The organism is Allobosea sp. 05T439, assembly GCF_056396005.1.
In genome coordinates this window covers 234296-250649 of record NZ_JBFTKP010000008.1, presented here as the reverse complement: position 1 = coordinate 250649, position 16354 = coordinate 234296, and the positions used below count along the sequence as shown (strand labels likewise).

At 66.0% G+C, this 16354-nt stretch carries 16 protein-coding genes; 9 read left to right on the top strand and 7 right to left on the bottom strand.

Going from position 1 to position 16354, the window contains the following annotated elements; translation table 11 throughout:
- Positions 1–29: 29 nt before the first annotated feature.
- Positions 30–1472 carry a dihydropyrimidinase gene (gene hydA / locus AC1DIO_RS12270; RefSeq protein ID WP_476853450.1) on the bottom strand — a complete coding sequence of 481 codons (1443 nt, stop codon included), beginning with the start codon at positions 1470–1472 and terminating at the stop codon, positions 30–32.
- Between hydA and AC1DIO_RS12265 the strand changes: the two genes are divergently transcribed.
- Entirely contained in the window at positions 1472–2392 is a 921-nt protein-coding gene (locus AC1DIO_RS12265) for an NHL repeat-containing protein (RefSeq protein ID WP_441490686.1), read from the top strand. The two genes, hydA and AC1DIO_RS12265, sit on opposite strands and share 1 nt — an antisense overlap.
- An 89-nt stretch (positions 2393–2481) precedes the next feature.
- On the opposite strand, the gene AC1DIO_RS12260 is transcribed toward AC1DIO_RS12265, so the two are convergent.
- The 5 genes from AC1DIO_RS12260 to AC1DIO_RS12240 form a co-directional block, all read right to left on the bottom strand.
- Positions 2482–3156 (bottom strand): amino acid ABC transporter permease, encoded by a 675-nt coding sequence (locus AC1DIO_RS12260; protein ID WP_441490687.1) that lies wholly within the window; start codon positions 3154–3156, stop codon positions 2482–2484.
- A complete protein-coding gene (locus AC1DIO_RS12255; protein WP_476853449.1) occupies positions 3156–3830 on the bottom strand; it encodes an amino acid ABC transporter permease in 675 nt (224 codons plus the stop codon). Before AC1DIO_RS12255 ends, AC1DIO_RS12260 begins: the two co-directional genes overlap by 1 nt.
- 9 nt (positions 3831–3839) lie before the next feature.
- On the bottom strand, positions 3840–4607 hold the full coding sequence (locus AC1DIO_RS12250) for an amino acid ABC transporter ATP-binding protein (RefSeq protein ID WP_441490689.1): 768 nt from the start codon (positions 4605–4607) through the stop codon (positions 3840–3842).
- A complete protein-coding gene (locus AC1DIO_RS12245; protein ID WP_441504878.1) occupies positions 4604–5479 on the bottom strand; it encodes a substrate-binding periplasmic protein in 876 nt (291 codons plus the stop codon). Before AC1DIO_RS12245 ends, AC1DIO_RS12250 begins: the two co-directional genes overlap by 4 nt.
- Before the next feature lie 108 nt (positions 5480–5587).
- On the bottom strand, positions 5588–6553 hold the full coding sequence (locus AC1DIO_RS12240; protein ID WP_476823541.1) for a LysR family transcriptional regulator: 966 nt from the start codon (positions 6551–6553) through the stop codon (positions 5588–5590).
- A 120-nt stretch (positions 6554–6673) separates the two neighbouring features.
- Here AC1DIO_RS12240 and AC1DIO_RS12235 point away from each other — a divergent pair, with 120 nt between their 5' ends.
- The 8 genes from AC1DIO_RS12235 to AC1DIO_RS12200 all read left to right on the top strand — a co-directional run bounded on the left by AC1DIO_RS12235 (position 6674) and on the right by AC1DIO_RS12200 (position 15027).
- Entirely contained in the window at positions 6674–7762 is a 1089-nt protein-coding gene (locus AC1DIO_RS12235) for a DUF917 domain-containing protein (protein ID WP_476767631.1), read from the top strand.
- Between the two features lie 150 nt (positions 7763–7912).
- Positions 7913–9262, top strand: a complete 1350-nt coding sequence (locus tag AC1DIO_RS12230) for a dihydroorotase (RefSeq protein ID WP_476834313.1) — start codon at positions 7913–7915, stop codon at positions 9260–9262.
- A gap of 11 nt (positions 9263–9273) precedes the next feature.
- A complete protein-coding gene (locus tag AC1DIO_RS12225; protein ID WP_441490695.1) occupies positions 9274–10518 on the top strand; it encodes a Zn-dependent hydrolase in 1245 nt (414 codons plus the stop codon).
- Positions 10519–10522: 4 nt separating this feature from the next.
- A complete protein-coding gene (locus tag AC1DIO_RS12220) occupies positions 10523–11194 on the top strand; it encodes a flavin reductase family protein (protein ID WP_441490696.1) in 672 nt (223 codons plus the stop codon).
- The gene (locus AC1DIO_RS12215) at positions 11191–11880 is read left to right on the top strand and encodes an aspartate/glutamate racemase family protein (RefSeq protein WP_441490697.1); all 690 of its coding nucleotides are present in this window, start codon (positions 11191–11193) and stop codon (positions 11878–11880) included. Before AC1DIO_RS12220 ends, AC1DIO_RS12215 begins: the two co-directional genes overlap by 4 nt.
- Entirely contained in the window at positions 11877–13301 is a 1425-nt protein-coding gene (locus AC1DIO_RS12210) for an FAD-binding oxidoreductase (RefSeq protein WP_476767628.1), read from the top strand. The genes AC1DIO_RS12215 and AC1DIO_RS12210 overlap by 4 nt, the downstream gene beginning before the upstream one ends.
- Positions 13302–13309: 8 nt before the next feature.
- Positions 13310–14242: a dihydrodipicolinate synthase family protein gene (locus AC1DIO_RS12205; RefSeq protein ID WP_476853448.1), complete on the top strand. Its 933-nt coding sequence runs from the start codon at positions 13310–13312 to the stop codon at positions 14240–14242.
- The gene (locus AC1DIO_RS12200; protein ID WP_441490700.1) at positions 14242–15027 is read left to right on the top strand and encodes an SDR family oxidoreductase; all 786 of its coding nucleotides are present in this window, start codon (positions 14242–14244) and stop codon (positions 15025–15027) included. Before AC1DIO_RS12205 ends, AC1DIO_RS12200 begins: the two co-directional genes overlap by 1 nt.
- Before the next feature lie 267 nt (positions 15028–15294).
- Here the strand turns inward: AC1DIO_RS12200 and AC1DIO_RS12195 are convergent, their stop codons facing one another.
- Positions 15295–16314, bottom strand: a complete 1020-nt coding sequence (locus AC1DIO_RS12195) for an ABC transporter substrate-binding protein (RefSeq protein ID WP_441490701.1) — start codon at positions 16312–16314, stop codon at positions 15295–15297.
- Between the last annotated feature and the right edge of the window lie 40 nt (positions 16315–16354).

Sequence of the window (16354 nt, the reverse complement as noted above, 5' to 3'; positions counted from 1 at the left end):
AGACAACGGCGCGTCTGCCAGAACCGGGCCTAACCAAATGGATTGAACGGCGTCGGGAAACGTCCGGTGGGAGCGATTTCCGCATAGGCCGATCGCGCAATCAGCTGTCCGGCTCCGGGCTGCGCAAGCACATTGGTGCCGTCGAAGATCAACTGGCCGCGCTGGTAGGTCGCAGTGGGGTAGCCGAGCACCTCGAGCCCCTCATAGGGCGTGTAGTCGCTGCCATGGTGCTGCAGCGCGTTGGTCAGGCGCATGCGCTTGGTCGGATCGAAGACGACGATATCGGCATCGGCGCCGATCGCGATGGAACCCTTGCGCGGGGCAAGCCCGAAACGGCGCGCCGGATTGGTCGCAACGAGCGAGACGAACGTGCGCAGATCGATGCGCCCCTTGGCGACCCCCTCGGAATAGAGAATCGGCAAGCGCGCTGCGAGGCCGGGAACGCCGTTCGGGATCTTGTTGAAGGGGGCCGTTTCGCCGTGCTGCTTCTTGCCGCGCGGATCGTCGAAACGCAGCGGCGAGTGATCGGACGAGACGATATCGATGACGCCGTCTCGGATGAGCTGCCAGAGCGCCTCGCGATCGGATGGCGGCCGCAGCGCCGGCGAGATCATGAACTTGGCGCCTTCGAAGCCCGGCCGGTCCATGTCGGATTCGCCGAGCACGAGATACTGCGTGCAGGTCTCCGCCCAGGCCTTCTGGCCGCGGGCCTGGGCCCGCGCCACCTCCTCCCCGGACTGTGCGCCCGAGACGTGGAAGACCTGGACCGGGGTGTCGAGCGCCTCCGCCAGCGCCAGAATGCGGTGGGTCGCTTCGCGTTCGACCACCATGGGTTTCGCCCAGGCAAGATGCTTTGGTGCGCTCAGCCCTGCCGCCAGCAGCGCCTGCGTCAGCCAGCCGATCAGTTCGTGATGTTCGGCATGCACGCAGACGAGTGCTCCGGCACGTCGCGCCGCCGCGAGCGTCTGCAGGATCTGCGCATCGGCGAGGCGATTGCTCTCATAGGTCATGAAGACCTTCACGGAGCGATGCCCCGCTGCAACCAGCGCCGGCAGTTCTCGCTCGAGCACCTCGGGCGTCGGGTCGTTGATCAGCAGGTGAAAACCGTGATCGATGCGCGCCTGCTTCGCTTTCGCGCCATAGGCCGCAACCGCCTCGGCAAGCGACCCGCCGCGCGTCTGAGGCGCGTGGCAGACGATCGTTGTCGTGCCGCCCGCCGCAGCTGACGCTGTCCCGCTCGCAAAATCGTCGGCGATGTCGGCGCCGGACGAGAAGGGCTGGTCGAGATGCACATGCGTGTCGACCCCGCCCGGAAGGACCAGCAATCCCTTCGCATCGATATCGGTGTCGCCTCGAGGCAGACCGGCGCCGATCGCGGCAATCAACCCATCCTTGACGCCGACATCGCAAACAGAGATGTCGGACGCGGTCACCGTCGTTCCGCCACGAATGACGAGATCGAAATCGCTCATTGCAGTTCTCCGGTTCTGGCGGCTGGCTCGCCATTCACAAGCCGGCGCGGCTGCGCCGCAGTCTCGAGGGGATGATGAAGACGGAATTGCGCGTCCGGTTGGGCGAGCGGAGCTTTGGCGTCGAGCGGCCTTGGGGCGATTTGTCCCAAACGTCGGGAAAGATCACCGACGTCACGAACGATGCCGAAGGTCGCGCCTATGTGCTGCTGCGCTCCGACGTCGCGGTCGACGCTCCCGGCCCCTGCGTCGTGGTTCTCGACCGTGAGGGATGCCGGATCGCGAGCTGGGGCGAAGGTCTCTGCGTCGATGCGCACAAGATTGCGGCAGGCCCCGATGGCGTGATCGCCATTGTCGATCGTGATGCTCACCGCATCCTGTTCTGCGACCGGGATGGCGCGGTGCGGAGCCAGATCGGCGAGACGCATCAGCCGGGCGCGCCGTTCAGTCATCCCAGCGATATCGCCTTTGCCCCGGACGGAGGATTCTATGTGGCGGATGGCTATGGCCACGCGCTCGTGCATCGTTTCGACCGCGCCGGGCGGCATCTGTCGAGCTGGGGCTCCGTCGGCACGGCGCCGGGCGCGTTCCTGACGCCACATGGCATCTGCGTTCTCAGCGATGGCCGCGTGATCGTCGCCGATCGCGAGAACAGCCGCGTGCAGGCCTTCACAGCCACCGGCGATCTGCTCGCCATCTGGGATGGGTTTCTGCGGCCGCAGGATGTCGTCGCCGATGCCGCCGATCGCATCCATGTCTGCGATTCGATTCCCACGCTCAGCCTGCTCGCCCCTGATGGGAGCCTGCTCGGCCGCTGTCGTCCTGTGCTGAACGGTGCGCATGGCATGTGGCTCGCGCCGAACGGCGACATACTCCTTGCGGAGACCAGCCCCAACCGCCTGACGCGGCTGTTCCCGGTCTAAGGCATCGGCCCGAACGTTGGATTGCGGTGTTCGGGACAGCCGATGCGAACACGGATGACCTCGCCGCTGGTCCGGACGCGGGCCGGCACTCATCCGGCCTGCGCGACGGCCCTGTGCTGCAGGCGCGACACCATCCGGACGAACGGCCAGAACATCAGGAAATAGACGATCGCGACCGCAACCAGCGGCGTCGGGTTGTACAGAAGGCCCTGGGCGAGCTGCGCGGAACGCAGCAGTTCCTGCAGGGCGACGGCTGAGGCGATCGAGGTCTGTTTGACCAGCTCGACCGTGTTGCTGATCAGGTCGGGCAGCACATTGCGGGCGCCTTGCGGCACCACGACATAGGTCATGCTCTGGCGCCAGGTCAGCCCGGTGGAGCGCGCCGCTTCGCGCTGACCCTTCGGCACGGACTCGATGCCGGCACGGAAGATCTCGGCAAAGTAGCTGGACCCGTTGAGGGTCAGTGCGAGCACGGCGGCGGTGAACTCGTTCAGCTTCAGCCCGAGGAAGGGCAGGCCGAAGAAAATGAAGATCAGCAGCACCAGCGGCGGGATCGCCCGCATGACGTCGACATAGGCGACCAGCAGCATCCGCAGCAGCCTGCTGGGCGAATCCTGCGCCATCGCGATGGCGACACCACAGGCGACGGATAGCGGCACGGCGACCGCCGCAAGCGCCAGCGTCATCCAGAAGCCCTGCAGGAGCAGTGGCCAGACTTCCCGGAGGACGTCGATATTGAGAAATGTCGTGACGAGTTCGTCCATCACGACCTCGGATGAGCGTAAGCGCGTTCGAGCCAGCGCGTGAAGCGCACGAATGGCAGGAACAGGGCGAGGAACAGCAGCGCGCCAACGGTGAGGGCTGTCGGATTGGCGACGTTCGACTGAATGCTCGATGTCACATTGAGCAGTTCGGGGACCGCGACGACCGAGCCGAGCGTCGTGCCCTTGCTGATACCGATCGCGCGGTTGGTCAGGGGCGGGATCGAGATCCGCACGACCTGCGGCAGGATGATATGGACCAGCGTCTGGTTGAAGCCGAGGCCCGTCGAGCGCCCGGCTTCCCATTGGCCCTTGGCAACCGCATTGATGCCGGCCCAGAAGATCTCTTCGGAGAAGGCCGAGAGCACGATCGCCAGCGACAGGACGGTGGCGGTGAACGGCCCCAGCATCAACCCGAAGGAGGGCAGCGCGAAATAGGCCAGCATGATCAGCACGAGCTGCGGGATCGAGCGAAAGAAATCGATATAGAGGATGATCAGCGCGTTCAGCGGCCTGAAGCCGTAAAGCCGCAGGATCGCGATGGCGAGGCCGAGCGGCACGCCGATCAGCACCGTCAGGATCGACATTTCGATGGTGATGAGGAAGCCGCGCAGGATATCCGGCCAATAGGCGGACATCAGCGAGAAGTCGAAGAAATAGCGGACGATCTGGTCCATGACGTGCTGTCAGGCCCTGGAGCGCGTGACGAAGTCGCGGATGCGCTGGTGTTGCGGCGAGACCAGAATGTCTTCCGGGGTGCCTTCCGCCAGCACGGCACCATGATCCATGAACACGACGCGGTCGGCCACGTCGCGCGCGAAATGCATCTCATGCGTCACGACGATCATGGTCATGCCCATCTCCTTGGTGCGGACCATGACGTTCAGGACCTCGCCCACGAGCTCAGGGTCCAGCGCCGAGGTCGGCTCGTCGAAAAGCATCACCTGAGGCTCCAGCGCCATGGCGCGGGCAATGCCGACGCGCTGCTGCTGACCGCCCGATAGTTGCGCCGGATAGGAGTCGGCCTTGTGCGCGAGCCCGACCAGTTCGAGATGCTGGCGCGCCTTCTGCTCGGCCTCGGCCTTTCCGAGGCCTGCCACCTTGCGCAGTGCCAGGGTCACGTTTCCCAGGGCGGTCTTGTGCGGATAGAGGTTGATGCCCTGGAAGACCATGCCGATGCGCCGGCGCAGCAGGTTGAGATCGACCTTGGCGCCGGTCACTTCCTCGCCGCCGACGCGGATGGTCCCTGCCGTCGGTTCCTCCAGCCGGTTGATGCAGCGCAGGCAGGTGCTCTTGCCCGAGCCGGACGAGCCGACGATCACGACGGCCTCGCCCTTGGCGACCCTGAGATCGACGCCGCGCAGGACCTCGACATTGCCGAAGCTCTTCCGCAGACCGTCTATGGCGACGATCGGGTCTGCGGATGCAGGCGTGATTGCGGTCGCCGACCTCACTTACAGACGGCCTTGTGCTCGGTCGCGTCATAGCCCTCGAAGTCCGGGGCACCGATGCCCGGATAGATCTTCGCCGAGGAGGACGAGGCGTCCGGCTTCACGCCGAACCATTTCTCATGGATCTTGGCGAGCGTTCCGTCCGTCTTGATGCATTCGAGGGCTTCCTCGACCTTGGCGCGAAACGCTGCGTCCTCCTTGCGGAAGGCGATGCCGAAATTGCGACCGCTGTCGAGCACGAACGCAACCTCGGCAGCGGGCGTCTGCGTCGAAACATAGCGCGAGACCGGTGCATCGGCGACGTTGGCGAAGGCACGGCCGATCATCACGGCCTGCACCGCGTCGGCATTCTTGTTGTAGCGCTGGATCGTATAGCCGTACTTGGCTTCGTTGTCGGTCAGCCACTTGTCGGAAATGCTACCATTGTTCACKGTCAGCGCCTTGCCCTTCAGCTCCTCGAGATTGGCGATCTTGCCGCCTTTCTTGACGAGGAAGCCGAGGCCGGTCGGCATGTAGGGCTCGCTGAACAGCATCTGCTGGGCGCGCTCCGGCGTGATGTTGGTCGGCGCCGGGATCATCTCATAGCGCTTGGAGAAGAGGCCGGCGAAGATCGCCGAGAAGTTCGAGTCGGTTACGTCGACGCCCGGGCGGCCCAGCTTCTGCGCCAGCGCCAGCGACATGTCATAGGTGAACCCGGTGGTCTCGCCGGCCGCCGTCTTGAAGCAGAATGGGGCAAAGCCGAGGTCGCAAGCCACTTTCAGCTTCTCATTGGCTGGATGATCGGCGTCCTGGGCCAGCACAGGGGTGACAAGGAGCGCCGCCACGGCGAATCCCTGAACGGCCGTGCGCGCCGCTTTGACCGACAAAAACCTCATCATCCTGCTCCCGTTAGATGTTGTCCCCGGGGGCCGCGATCGCCGCGCCTGTCGCTTGCAACGATCCGGCCGCCCAGAGGCAAAACTCTAACAGTGCGAATTCATGCCTTACCAATCACTTGTTGTCGGGTTGCCATAACCTTGTGTTAAGTCCCCGGCGTCGGCCTCCTCGCCATGTCCGCCAGGCGGAGGCGGGACAAGATCGCGCAGGATGTCGACGAAGGCGCGTGCCGTGCGTGACAGGGGTTCGTAGCGAAGTGTCAGCAGATGCGCGCGCACACGCGTCTTGGGCGCGAGCGGACGTGAGACCAGTTCGGGCCATGTCCGGCCGCGCAGGACGAATTCGTCGACAACGGCAACCCCCGCTCCGGCTCTGACCATCGCGCAGGCGACGGGGGTGAAGCGAACGACGGTGCTGATGCGAAGGGGCTCGGGGCCGCAAGCCAGTGCCCTTTGGACAATGTCTCCGTAGGGCGTCTGCGGCCCGAAACCGATCAGCGGATAGGGGGCGATATCGGCTGGCCGGACGACGCGCAATCGGGTCAGCGGGTGGTCGCGCGGCATGATCGCCATCAGGCGCCCCTCCGTGACCACCTCCGATTGAATGGTCGGCTCGTCCACCGGCAGCACGGAAACACCGAGATCGGCCCGCGCACTGGTGATCTTGGCGATCACTTCGAGCAGCGTCAGGATCTCGAACTCCACGCGCAGATCGGAAAAGCGCCCGCGCAGCCGCGCGATCGCGTCGGGAACCATGGTCTGGCCGACGCTCGGGCTGGCGACGATGCGGACCGTGCCGGTCCCGCGCTCGCGCAGTTCCTCGGCGAGTTCGTTGACGCGCAGCACGCCCTGGTGGACCTGGTCGACCTCGGTGAAGAGGCGCCGCGCTTCCGGCGTCGGCTGGATCCGACCGCGGACGCGCTCGAACAGGCGCAACTCCAGCCGGTCCTCCGTATAGGCCAGGAGCCGGCTGATGGCTGGCTGCGAGACCGAGAGCAGGCGCGCCGCGCCGCTGATCGATCCGGTGATCATGATTGCGCGGAAAACTTCCAGCTGCCGCAGGTTCAATCGCATGCGAATAACATTCAGTTATGACCTCCAGCCGAATTAGCATGTTTGCTTGGACGTGCCGCCATCTAAGTTCGTCCGGGCTCGGCGGGATGCCGGCATGCCAGGTTGATTCGAGGCTGACCGATGGGACGTTTTCTGACGATTGGGGATGTCGAGGCGGCTATTGCAGGCGGCTCGATCTTTGCTGCGGGTGGCGGTGGCTGGGCCGAGCACGGGCGCATGCTGGGGACTGCAGCGGTGATGGCCGGCCGGCCGGAGTTGGTCTCGATCGAAGAGGCGCCGGACGACGCGATCATCGCGACCGCGGCTGCAATCGGCGCTCCTGCCGGCACGACGGACTGGGAGATGCAGGGCGTCGACTACGTCCGGGCCGTCCAGCTGCTGCAGGATGCGCTGGGCAAGCCAGTCTATGGCCTGATCATCGGCCAGAACGGCATGTCGAGCACGCTCAATGCCTGGCTCCCGAGCGCCCTCCTCGGCGTGAAGGTGATCGATGCCGTTGGTGATATCCGCGCCCATCCCACCGGCGACATGGGGTCGATCGGCCTTGCCAACAGCCCCGAGGCGACGATCCAGACGGCTGTCGGCGGCAATCGCGCCAAGAATTCCTATATCGAGCTCGTGACGCGCGGCGCGACGGGGAAGGTCTCGCCGATCCTGCGCACGGCCTCGGACATGTCGGGCGGGTTCATCGCGTCCTGCCGGAACCCGGTTCCGGCGTCCTATGTGCGCAAGCACGCGGCGCTCGGCGGTATTTCCATGGCGCTGGCGCTCGGGGAGCGCATCCTGGCCGCCACGCCCAAGGGCGGGCCCGCGGTCATCGACGCAATCTGCGACCAGGCCGGTGGATCGATCATCGGGCGTGGGACTGTTGTCCGCAAGTCGGTGCAGTACACCAGCGAAGCCTTTGATATCGGAACCATCCAGGTCGGCTCCGGCGCCGCGGCACGGATTCTCCATGTCATGAATGAGTACATGGCGGTGACCGATCTCGATGGCGCGCGCCTGGCGAGCTATCCCGATGTCATCACCACGCTCGGTTCGGATGGCCGGCCCGTCAGCGTCGGCCATGTMACTGAGGGCATGGAGCTCTCGATCCTGCGCATTGCCAAGGATCGCATCCCGCTGAGCTCCAGCGTGACGGATCCGAGTGTCTACCCGATCGTAGAGAAGGCGCTCGGGATGGATTTCACGGGCTATGCGCTCGGGTGATCCGCCTGACGCGCACATGCACTGCTTCCGCTGTCGCGATAACGACCGATTATGGGCGACGGCGAAATTGGTATGTTTGGCTCTGAGGCCGAGCAGCTATCGTGACACGCATGGCCTGCGGGCCAGACAGCATCAACCGGGCATCTGACCATGAGTGATTTCGATCTCGTTCTTCGCGGCAATGTCGTTCTGTCCGACCAGATCATCGAGGATGGCTATGTCGCCGTCACTGGTGGCAAGGTCGGCGCTGTCGGTGCGGGTACACCGCCTTCGGCGCGCGAGACGCAGGATTTCCGCGGTCAGTGGATCATCCCGGGCGTGATCGACGGCCAGGTCCATTCCGGGAGCCAGGCCAACCACGAGGGCATCGGCATGTGCTCGCGCGCGGCCGCCGCCGGTGGCGTCACCGTCATGGTCGACATGCCCTATGACGAGCCCGAGCCGGTCACCAACGCCAGGCTTTTCAACGAGAAGGTCGCGATCGTCGAACGCGACGCACATGTCGATGTCGCGCTCTATGCCACGATCACCATCGAAAACGGCCTGCATGCCATTCCGGGCCTCGTCGATGCCGGCGCCTGCGCCTTCAAGTTCTCGACCTTCGAGGCGAACCCGACGCGCTTCCCGCGCATCGGCGACGACACGCTCTACGAGGCGTTCAAGCTGATCGAGCCGACGGGGCTCCTTTGCGGTGTCCACAACCAGGACCAGGAGATGACGCGCCGGAACATCGCGCGCCTGATCGAGGCCGGCGATACCGGCTCCGACGCCTTCCTGCGCGCCCATACCCCGCTGGTTGAGAACCTCGCCACGGCGCGGATCTACGAGATCGGCGCCGAGACCGGCGCCCGCGCCCATGCCGTCCATGTCTCGACCTCGCGCGGCTTCGAGATCTGCAACCTCTACAAGCGCGCCGGCTACAGGGCGACGGTCGAGAGCTGCGTGCAGTACTTCATGCTCAACGCCGAGGAGCACGCGCCTCGCTTCGGTGCCAAGATCAAGCACTACCCGCCGATCCGGCCGAAGGCGGAGAGCGAGCTGCTCTGGAGCCACCTCGCCGCCGGTCATTGCGACTTCATCTCCTCCGACCACGTCTCCTGGGGGCTGGAGAAGAAGGGCGACCCCAACATCTTCAAGAACACCTCCGGCGGTCCCGGCATCGAGACCCTGCTGCCGGCGCTGTGGACCGGCTGCGAGGAGCACGGCATCTCCCCGACCATGGCGGTGAAGCAGCTTTGCGAAGGCCCGGCGAAGGCCTTCCTGCTCGCCGACAAGGGCCGTCTCGCGCCAGGCTCGGATGCCGACATCGTCGTGCTCGAGCCCGGCCGCTTCATCCATGATCCGAGCAAGAGCCTTGCGGCGGTGAAGTGGAGCTCGTTCGAGGGCCGCGAATTCCGCGTGCGGGTGGCTGCGACCTATGTCCGTGGCGCTCTTGCCTGGGATGGCGCGAAGATCTGCAACGAAGCGGGCGACGGCCGCTTCCTGCGGCCTGCGGCGTAAAGCGGCGAACGATGTCGATCGACGCAGAGCGTTTGTGGCGGCGTATCGAGGCGCTGTCCAAGATCACCGATCCCGATCGTCCCTGGACGCGGCGCTCCTTTACGCCGCGCTTCCTCGAAGGACGCAAATGGCTGGCGGCCGAGTTCCGCGCTGCCGGTCTGGAGACGACGATCGACGCAGGCGGCAATCTCGTCGGCCGCCTTGCGGGCGCCGATCCCTCGTTGAAGCCGATCATCATCGGCTCGCATTCCGACACGGTGCCCTCGGGCGGACGCTATGACGGGATTCTCGGCGTGCTGGCGGGACTGGAAGTCGCGCAAAGCTTCATCGAGCGCGGCGACCGGCTGCGGCATTCGCTCGAGGTTTACGATTTCCTGGCCGAGGAGCCGAGCGAGTTCGGCCTCTCCTGCATCGGCAGCCGTGCGCTTGCCGGTGCGCTCTCCGACGAGATGCTGGCGATGACGCGCCCCGACGGCATGACGCTGCGCGAGGGTATCGGCTTCGTCGGCGGCCGGCCCGACGAGATCGCCTCGGTGCGGCGTACCGCCGAGAGCGTCGCGGCCTATGTCGAGGTGCATATCGAGCAGGGGCGCGTGCTGGAGAGCGAGGGCACGGCGATCGGTGTCGTTACAGACATCGTCGGCATTCGGCGCGAGCGCATCATCGTGTCCGGGCGGGCCGACCACGCGGGTGCGACGCCGATGCCCTTGCGCGCCGATGCGCTCGTCGGCGCGGCCAAGCTGATCGAGGCCGCTTACGAGCGTGCCGGCGCGCGATCGAACGATCCCCAACCCCTGGTCGCCACCTTTGGTCGCATCGAGATCAGCCCCAATGCCGCCAATGCCGTGCCTGGTGAGGCGGTTCTGACGCTCGAGGTGCGTTCGGGCGACGAGGCGGCGGTCAAGGCGTTCGGCGAGGAACTGGTCAGCGATCTGAAGCCGGCACTGGCGGCGCTGCGTCTCACTGTGCGGTCGGAACCGATCAGCCATGTGCCGCCGACGGCCTGCGCGCCGGCCGTGCGCTCGGCGATCGCCGCTGCCGCGGCCTCGCTCGGTCTGTCGACGCGGGACCTGCCGAGTGGTGCCGGGCATGATGGCGTGTTCGTCGCCCGCACCGGTCCGATCGGCATGATCTTCGTGCCCTGTCTCGATGGCCGCAGCCACGCCCCGGAAGAGTCGATCGAGCCACAACAGGCCGGGGATGGCGCACGCGTCCTCGGTGAAACGGTGCGCCTGCTCGACGCGACCCTGGGTTGACGCGATGGAGTGGTCCGTCACCGATCTGGCCGAGCGCGATCTCTACAAGCTGCTCGTCAACACCGTGTTGCCGCGGCCGATCGCGCTCGTCACCACCGTGAATGCGCAGGGGCACGCCAATGCTGCGCCCTTCAGCTTCTTCAACGTCTTCAGCCACGCACCGCCGCTCGTCGTGCTTGGCATCGAAGGCCGCGATCTGGGGGATGCCCCGCTGAAGGATACGATGCGCAACATCCGCGCGACGGGGAGTTTCGTCGTCAACCTCGTCGACCGGGCGCTCGTCGACGCGATGCAGGTCTGCGCGATCGATTTTCCCGGCGATGTCGACGAGATCGCAGCCGCCGGGCTTGAAACAGCGCCCGGCCGCAAGGTCGCCGCGCCACGCCTCGCAGCGTCACCGGTCCAGCTCGAATGCCGCGAGACGGTGTCGCTGTCGCTGGGCACACGCCATCGCAACCTCGTCGTCGGCGAAATCCAGCACATCCATATTCGGGATGGCGCGGTCGATGAGCGGCTGCATGTCGACATCGACAAGCTCGACCTGGTCGGCCGCCTGCATGGTTCCGACTGGTATGTCACGATGCGCGACCGCTTCCAGGCGCCGCGCCAGACGCTCGACACCTGGCGCGCGCAACAGAGCGCGCTGCGTGCGAAGCCCGAAGGAGAGGCCCCGTGAGCGGCACGATCTTTGTCATCAACCCCAATTCGAACGGGGCAGTGACCGCCGGCATCGATACCGCGGTGGCGCCGCTGCGCTCGGTCGATGGTCCGCCGATCGAGTGCCTGACCCTGGCCGAGGGGCCTGCTGGCATCCAGTCCCAGCGCGATATCGACGGCCTGATACAGCCCATGCTGAGGCGGGCCGCCGCGCTGGAGAACGAGGCTTCGGCCTTCGTGATCGCCTGCTTCTCCGACCCGGGCATGTACGCGCTGCGCGAGCAGAGCGAGAAGCCGGTGCTGGGCATTGCCGAGTGCGGGGTCCTGACCGCTTTGACGCTGGGCCAGCGCTTCGGCGTGATCGCCATTCTGCCGGCCTCGATCCCGCGTCACTTGCGCTATTTCGGCGCGATGGGTGTGACGGACCGCCTGGCCGGCGATCTTTCGATCGGCCTGACKGTCGCCGAGCTTGCCGATGACGCGCGGACCATGGGACGGATGACCGATGTCGGGCGCACCTTGCGCGATACCCATCACGCCGATGTGCTGGTGATGGGCTGCGCCGGCATGGCGCGTTTCCGGGACCCGCTCGAGCAGGCGCTCGGCGTACCCGTGGTCGAGCCGACGCAGGCTGCGGTGACCATGGCGATCGGCCGCGCCCGGCTCGGCTGGGGCGGCCGCCCGCTTCGGGGACATGCCGCGTGACGGATCTAGTTGCGCGCCTCGCCGACATCGTCGGTGAGAGGCATGTGCTTGTCGATGCCGAAGCGCAGGCGCCGTTCCTGACGGATTGGCTCGGAAAATACAGGGGGGCTGCTGCCGCCATCGTCCGGCCCGGCTCGACCGAGGAGGTCGCGGCCGTGATGGCGCTTTGCACGGCGCGGAGGATTCCGGTCGTGCCCCAGGGCGGCAACACCAGCATGTCGGGCGGCGCGACGCCGGATATGTCGGGGCGCGCCATCGTCGTGTCGCTGACGCGCATGAACCGCATCCGCGCGGTCGATCCGATCGGCAACACGATGACGGTCGATGCCGGCAGCGTGCTTGCCAAGGTCCAGGAGGCCGCGAAAGCGGCTGGACGCTTCTTCCCGCTCAGCCTTGGAGCCGAGGGGAGCTGCACGATCGGCGGGAATCTTGCGGCCAATGCCGGCGGCGTCGCCGTGCTGCGCTACGGCACCATGCGTGAACTGACGCTCGGGCTCGAGGTCGTTCTGCCGGACGGAAGGATCTGGGATGGCCTCACCGCGCTGCGCAAGGATAATACCGGTTACGCCTTGCGGAATCTGTTCATCGGATCGGAAGGGACGCTGGGCGTCATCACCGGCGCGGTCCTGAAACTGTTTCCTCAACCCTTGGCGCGCGCGACCGCTTTCGTCGCCTTGCGCGACGCGAACGCTGCCCTGTCCTTGCTGTCTTCGGTGCGTGCGCGCTGTGGCGATCGCCTGACCGCCTTCGAATTCATGACCGGCGATTGCCTCTCGCTCATCCTGAAGCACAGCGCCGAGGCGCGGTTGCCGCTTGGCGCCGTTCCGCCTGCGGCGGTGCTGATCGAATTGTCCGATGCGGATGACGAGTTGGCGCTGACCGAGCGGCTCGAAGGCGCGCTGGCAGAAGCCGTCGAGACGGAGATCGTTCTCGACGCCGCCATCGCCCAGGATGGTGTGCAGGCCAAGGCGTTCTGGCGCATCCGCGAAGGCGTCTCGGAAGCGCTGGTGCGCGAAGGCAAGGCTGCCAAGCACGATGTCTCGGTGCCGGTCGCGGCCATGGCCGATTTCGTCGCAGCCACCGATGCGGCTGTCATCGCTGCTGCTCCCGGCGTGCGCCCCATCGTGTTCGGCCATCTCGGCGACGGCAACCTGCACTACAATCTGCTGCCGCGTATGGGACAGAGCGATGCGGACTTCGCCGCCCTCGCACCGGAACTCACCCGCATCGTTCATGACGAGACGTGCAAGCGCCGCGGATCGATCAGCGCCGAGCATGGCATCGGTCAGCTTCGGGTCGCGGAGATGCCGCGCTGCAAGGCGCCGATCGAGCTGGACCTGATGCGCTCGCTCAAGACCCTGTTCGACCCCCACAATCTGCTCAATCCGGGCAAGTTGCTGCCCGACCCCGTCGAGAACTGAGGATCATCATGGCGTTGTTGGATGAAGGCGCGAAGGGCGTCTATGTAATCGCGGTCACTCCGTTCACGGAGGACGGCGCGCTCGACCTGCCGAGCACCGACCGCATGGTCGATTTCTACCTCGAGAAGGGCGCCACCGGCCTGACCGTGCTCGGCATGATGGGCGAGGCGCCGAAACTGACGGCAGAGGAATCGCGGATATTCGTGCGGCGGGTCCTGGCGCGGGTGCAGGGGCGTGTTCCGGTCGTGGTCGGCGTCTCGGCGCCGGGCTTTGCCGCGATGCGGGAGCTGAGCGACAGCGTCATGGCTGACGGAGCCGCGGGCGTGATGGTGGCGCCGCCCGCAAGTTTGCGGACGGACGACCAGATCGTCTCCTATTACGACATGGTCGCAAAGACGCTCGGACCGAAGACCCCCTTCGTGCTGCAGGATTTCCCACTGGTCACCAATGTCCAGATCGCCTCCTCGGTGATCCTGCGCATCGTCGCGGCGCAGCCGAGCTGCGTGATGCTGAAGCACGAGGACTGGCCGGGGCTTGCCAAGATCTCGGCCCTGCGTGCGGCCAGCGACAAGAACGGCGGGCGGCGCATATCGATCCTGGTCGGGAACGGCGCGATGTTCCTGCCCGAGGAACTGTCGCGCGGGGCCGATGGCGCCATGACCGGATTTGCCTATCCCGAGATGATGGTCGATGTCTGGAAGGCCCATGCCGCCGGGGACGTCGAACGCGCCCATGACCTGTTCGACGCCTATCTGCCGCTGGCGCGCTATGAGCAGCAGCCTGGTCACGGGCTCGCCATTCGCAAATATCTGCTCGCCAAGCGCGGCGCGATCGCGTCGGGCATGGTACGCAGCCCCGGGTCAGCCCTTTCGGCGGCCGACATCGCCGACATCGAACGTCTCGTCGCCCGTCAGGCGCGGCGCCTCAAGGAGATCAACTGATGGATCTGGGCCTCAACGGAAAGCGCGCATTGGTGCTCGGCGCCAGCCGCGGCCTCGGCGCGACGATCGCACGCACGCTCGCCGCCGAAGGTGCGACGGTGATCGCGGCGGCGCGCAATCAAGACGCGCTCGCCGCCTGGATCGGCGAGCTGCCGGCTGAGCAGCGCGGCCGCGTGGTCGCCGCCACGCTCGACCTTGCGGATATCGCCTCGATCGATGCGCTGGCCGACAAGCTGATTGCCGAGGGCGGCGTCGACATCCTGATCGGCAATTCCGGCGGGCCTCCGCCGGGCGAGGCCCGCGACGCGAAGCGCCTGGACTGGCTGATGCATTTCGAGGCCATGGCGGCCAACCTGTTTCATGTCGCGCAGCGTCTGCTGCCTGGCATGACCGAGCGGGGTTGGGGCCGGATCGTCACCATCGTCTCCTCCGGCGTCGAGCAGCCGATTCCGCGTCTCGCGCTCTCCAATGGCGTGCGTGCCGCAGTCGTCGGCTGGTCGAAGACGCTGGCCTCCGAGGTTGCGGGGCAGGGGGTGACGGTGAATGTCGTGCTGCCCGGTCGCATCCACACCGAGCGCGTCGATCAACTCGACGACGCAGCTGCGACGCGGGCCGGCGCGACGAAAGACGCGATCACGAAGGCCTCGATCGCGACGATTCCGGCCGGCCGCTACGGCAAGCCACAGGAATTCGCCGATGTCGTTGCGTTCCTTGCCAGCGAGCGGGCGTCCTATGTCACGGGCGCCAAGATTCGGGTTGATGGCGGCCTGATCCGAGGGATCTGACGGCTGCGTCCCCCGGTGGATGGGGCCTGGGCGCGTTGGTATGATCTGCGTGAGCCGATCAACCGCGCGCCAATTGGTTCGCGGCAGAATGGCACGCCGGCCGGCCCGGTAGCGAGTGCCTCGGCGGAGCAATCAGAGCCTGCCCGCCTGGTGGGATCCTCGTCCTGCCCGCGATCGCAGCGGGCCCGTAGCATTGCCGGCGCTCAGATCGCGATATTCCGGGCTCATCGCCCGGCATTATGCCGCCGGCGATGAGCCATTGGGGGGCTAGCTGCCGGAGCGACCCGTCAACTGCGGGACGAACATGTCGCTCCACTTGGCCGGCTTGATCTTGATCGTACCTGCACGGTGCATGAATTCGGCGAACTGCATCACGCCGCTCGGAGTCGTCGAGAAACGGGCGTCGGGATCTTCGATCATCGCCTGGATCTCGGCGGCGTCGACCTTCACCTTGGAACTCTTGGCGTAGATCTCGGCCGCGAGCTTCTGGTCTTTGGCGATCAGCGCGTTGGCGTCATCCATCGCTTCGATGAAGGCCTGCGTCATCTTTGGGTTGGCATCCACGAATTTCTTCGGCGCAAAGGTGACGTCGAGCGTGATGTTGCCGAGATAATCGACCGAGTTCAGGACGCGGTGCACGCCCGGTGCCTTGGCTTCGATGTACTGGAAGGGCGGCGAGGTGAAATGTGCCTTGATCTCGGTCTTGCCGCCGATGAGCGCGGCCAGCGCCTCGGGATGCGGCAAGCTCACCGTCATCGGGTCCATCTTGGCGTAGTTCTCGGGGCCGAACTCCTTGGCCGCGATCATCTGCAGAACGACGGCCGCAAGTGAAGTCTTGATGCCGGGCAGCGCGATCTTGTCGCTGCCCGTGAAATCCTTGAGCGACTTCAGCTCGGGCTTGTTGGCGTTCAACCAGAGCGAGGTCGAGCTCATGCCGGAGACGCCGACGACCTCGACATTGGGAATCCCCTTGGCCTTTGCCCAGAGCGTGACGAAGCCGGGTGCGCCGGTTCCCGCAAAGTCGAGCGTGCCGGCCATCATCGCGTCGTTGATGACATTGCCGCCATCAAGCATCAGCCACGTCACCTTGACGTCGCCAAGTCCGGCCGCCTTCGCGCGCTTCTCGAGGAACTGCTGGTCCTGCATCACGATCAGCGGCAGGTAGAGGATGCCGAAGCCCTTGGAGACGCGGACCTCGCTGACCTCGGCCCGCGCCGCACCGGCGCAGAAGGCAGTCCCGATCACGGCTGCGGCAAGCGCCCCCTTGAACCAGTTTGTGTGTTTCATCTGTCGTCCTCCCTTTGATGCGGCCATTCGGCCTTGGTGA

What these genes read in the sequence shown, in the direction of transcription:
- hydA (WP_476853450.1), bottom strand. Translation starts at nt 1,472, where the DNA reads ATGAGCGATTTCGATCTCGTCATTCGTGGCGGAACGACGGTGACCGCG.
- AC1DIO_RS12260 (WP_441490687.1), bottom strand. Translation starts at nt 3,156, where the DNA reads ATGGACGAACTCGTCACGACATTTCTCAATATCGACGTCCTCCGGGAA.
- AC1DIO_RS12255 (WP_476853449.1), bottom strand. Translation starts at nt 3,830, where the DNA reads ATGGACCAGATCGTCCGCTATTTCTTCGACTTCTCGCTGATGTCCGCC.
- AC1DIO_RS12240 (WP_476823541.1), bottom strand. Translation starts at nt 6,553, where the DNA reads ATGCGATTGAACCTGCGGCAGCTGGAAGTTTTCCGCGCAATCATGATC.
- AC1DIO_RS12230 (WP_476834313.1), top strand. Translation starts at nt 7,913, where the DNA reads ATGAGTGATTTCGATCTCGTTCTTCGCGGCAATGTCGTTCTGTCCGAC.
- AC1DIO_RS12225 (WP_441490695.1), top strand. Translation starts at nt 9,274, where the DNA reads ATGTCGATCGACGCAGAGCGTTTGTGGCGGCGTATCGAGGCGCTGTCC.
- AC1DIO_RS12220 (WP_441490696.1), top strand. Translation starts at nt 10,523, where the DNA reads ATGGAGTGGTCCGTCACCGATCTGGCCGAGCGCGATCTCTACAAGCTG.
- AC1DIO_RS12205 (WP_476853448.1), top strand. Translation starts at nt 13,310, where the DNA reads ATGGCGTTGTTGGATGAAGGCGCGAAGGGCGTCTATGTAATCGCGGTC.
- AC1DIO_RS12200 (WP_441490700.1), top strand. Translation starts at nt 14,242, where the DNA reads ATGGATCTGGGCCTCAACGGAAAGCGCGCATTGGTGCTCGGCGCCAGC.
- AC1DIO_RS12195 (WP_441490701.1), bottom strand. Translation starts at nt 16,314, where the DNA reads ATGAAACACACAAACTGGTTCAAGGGGGCGCTTGCCGCAGCCGTGATC.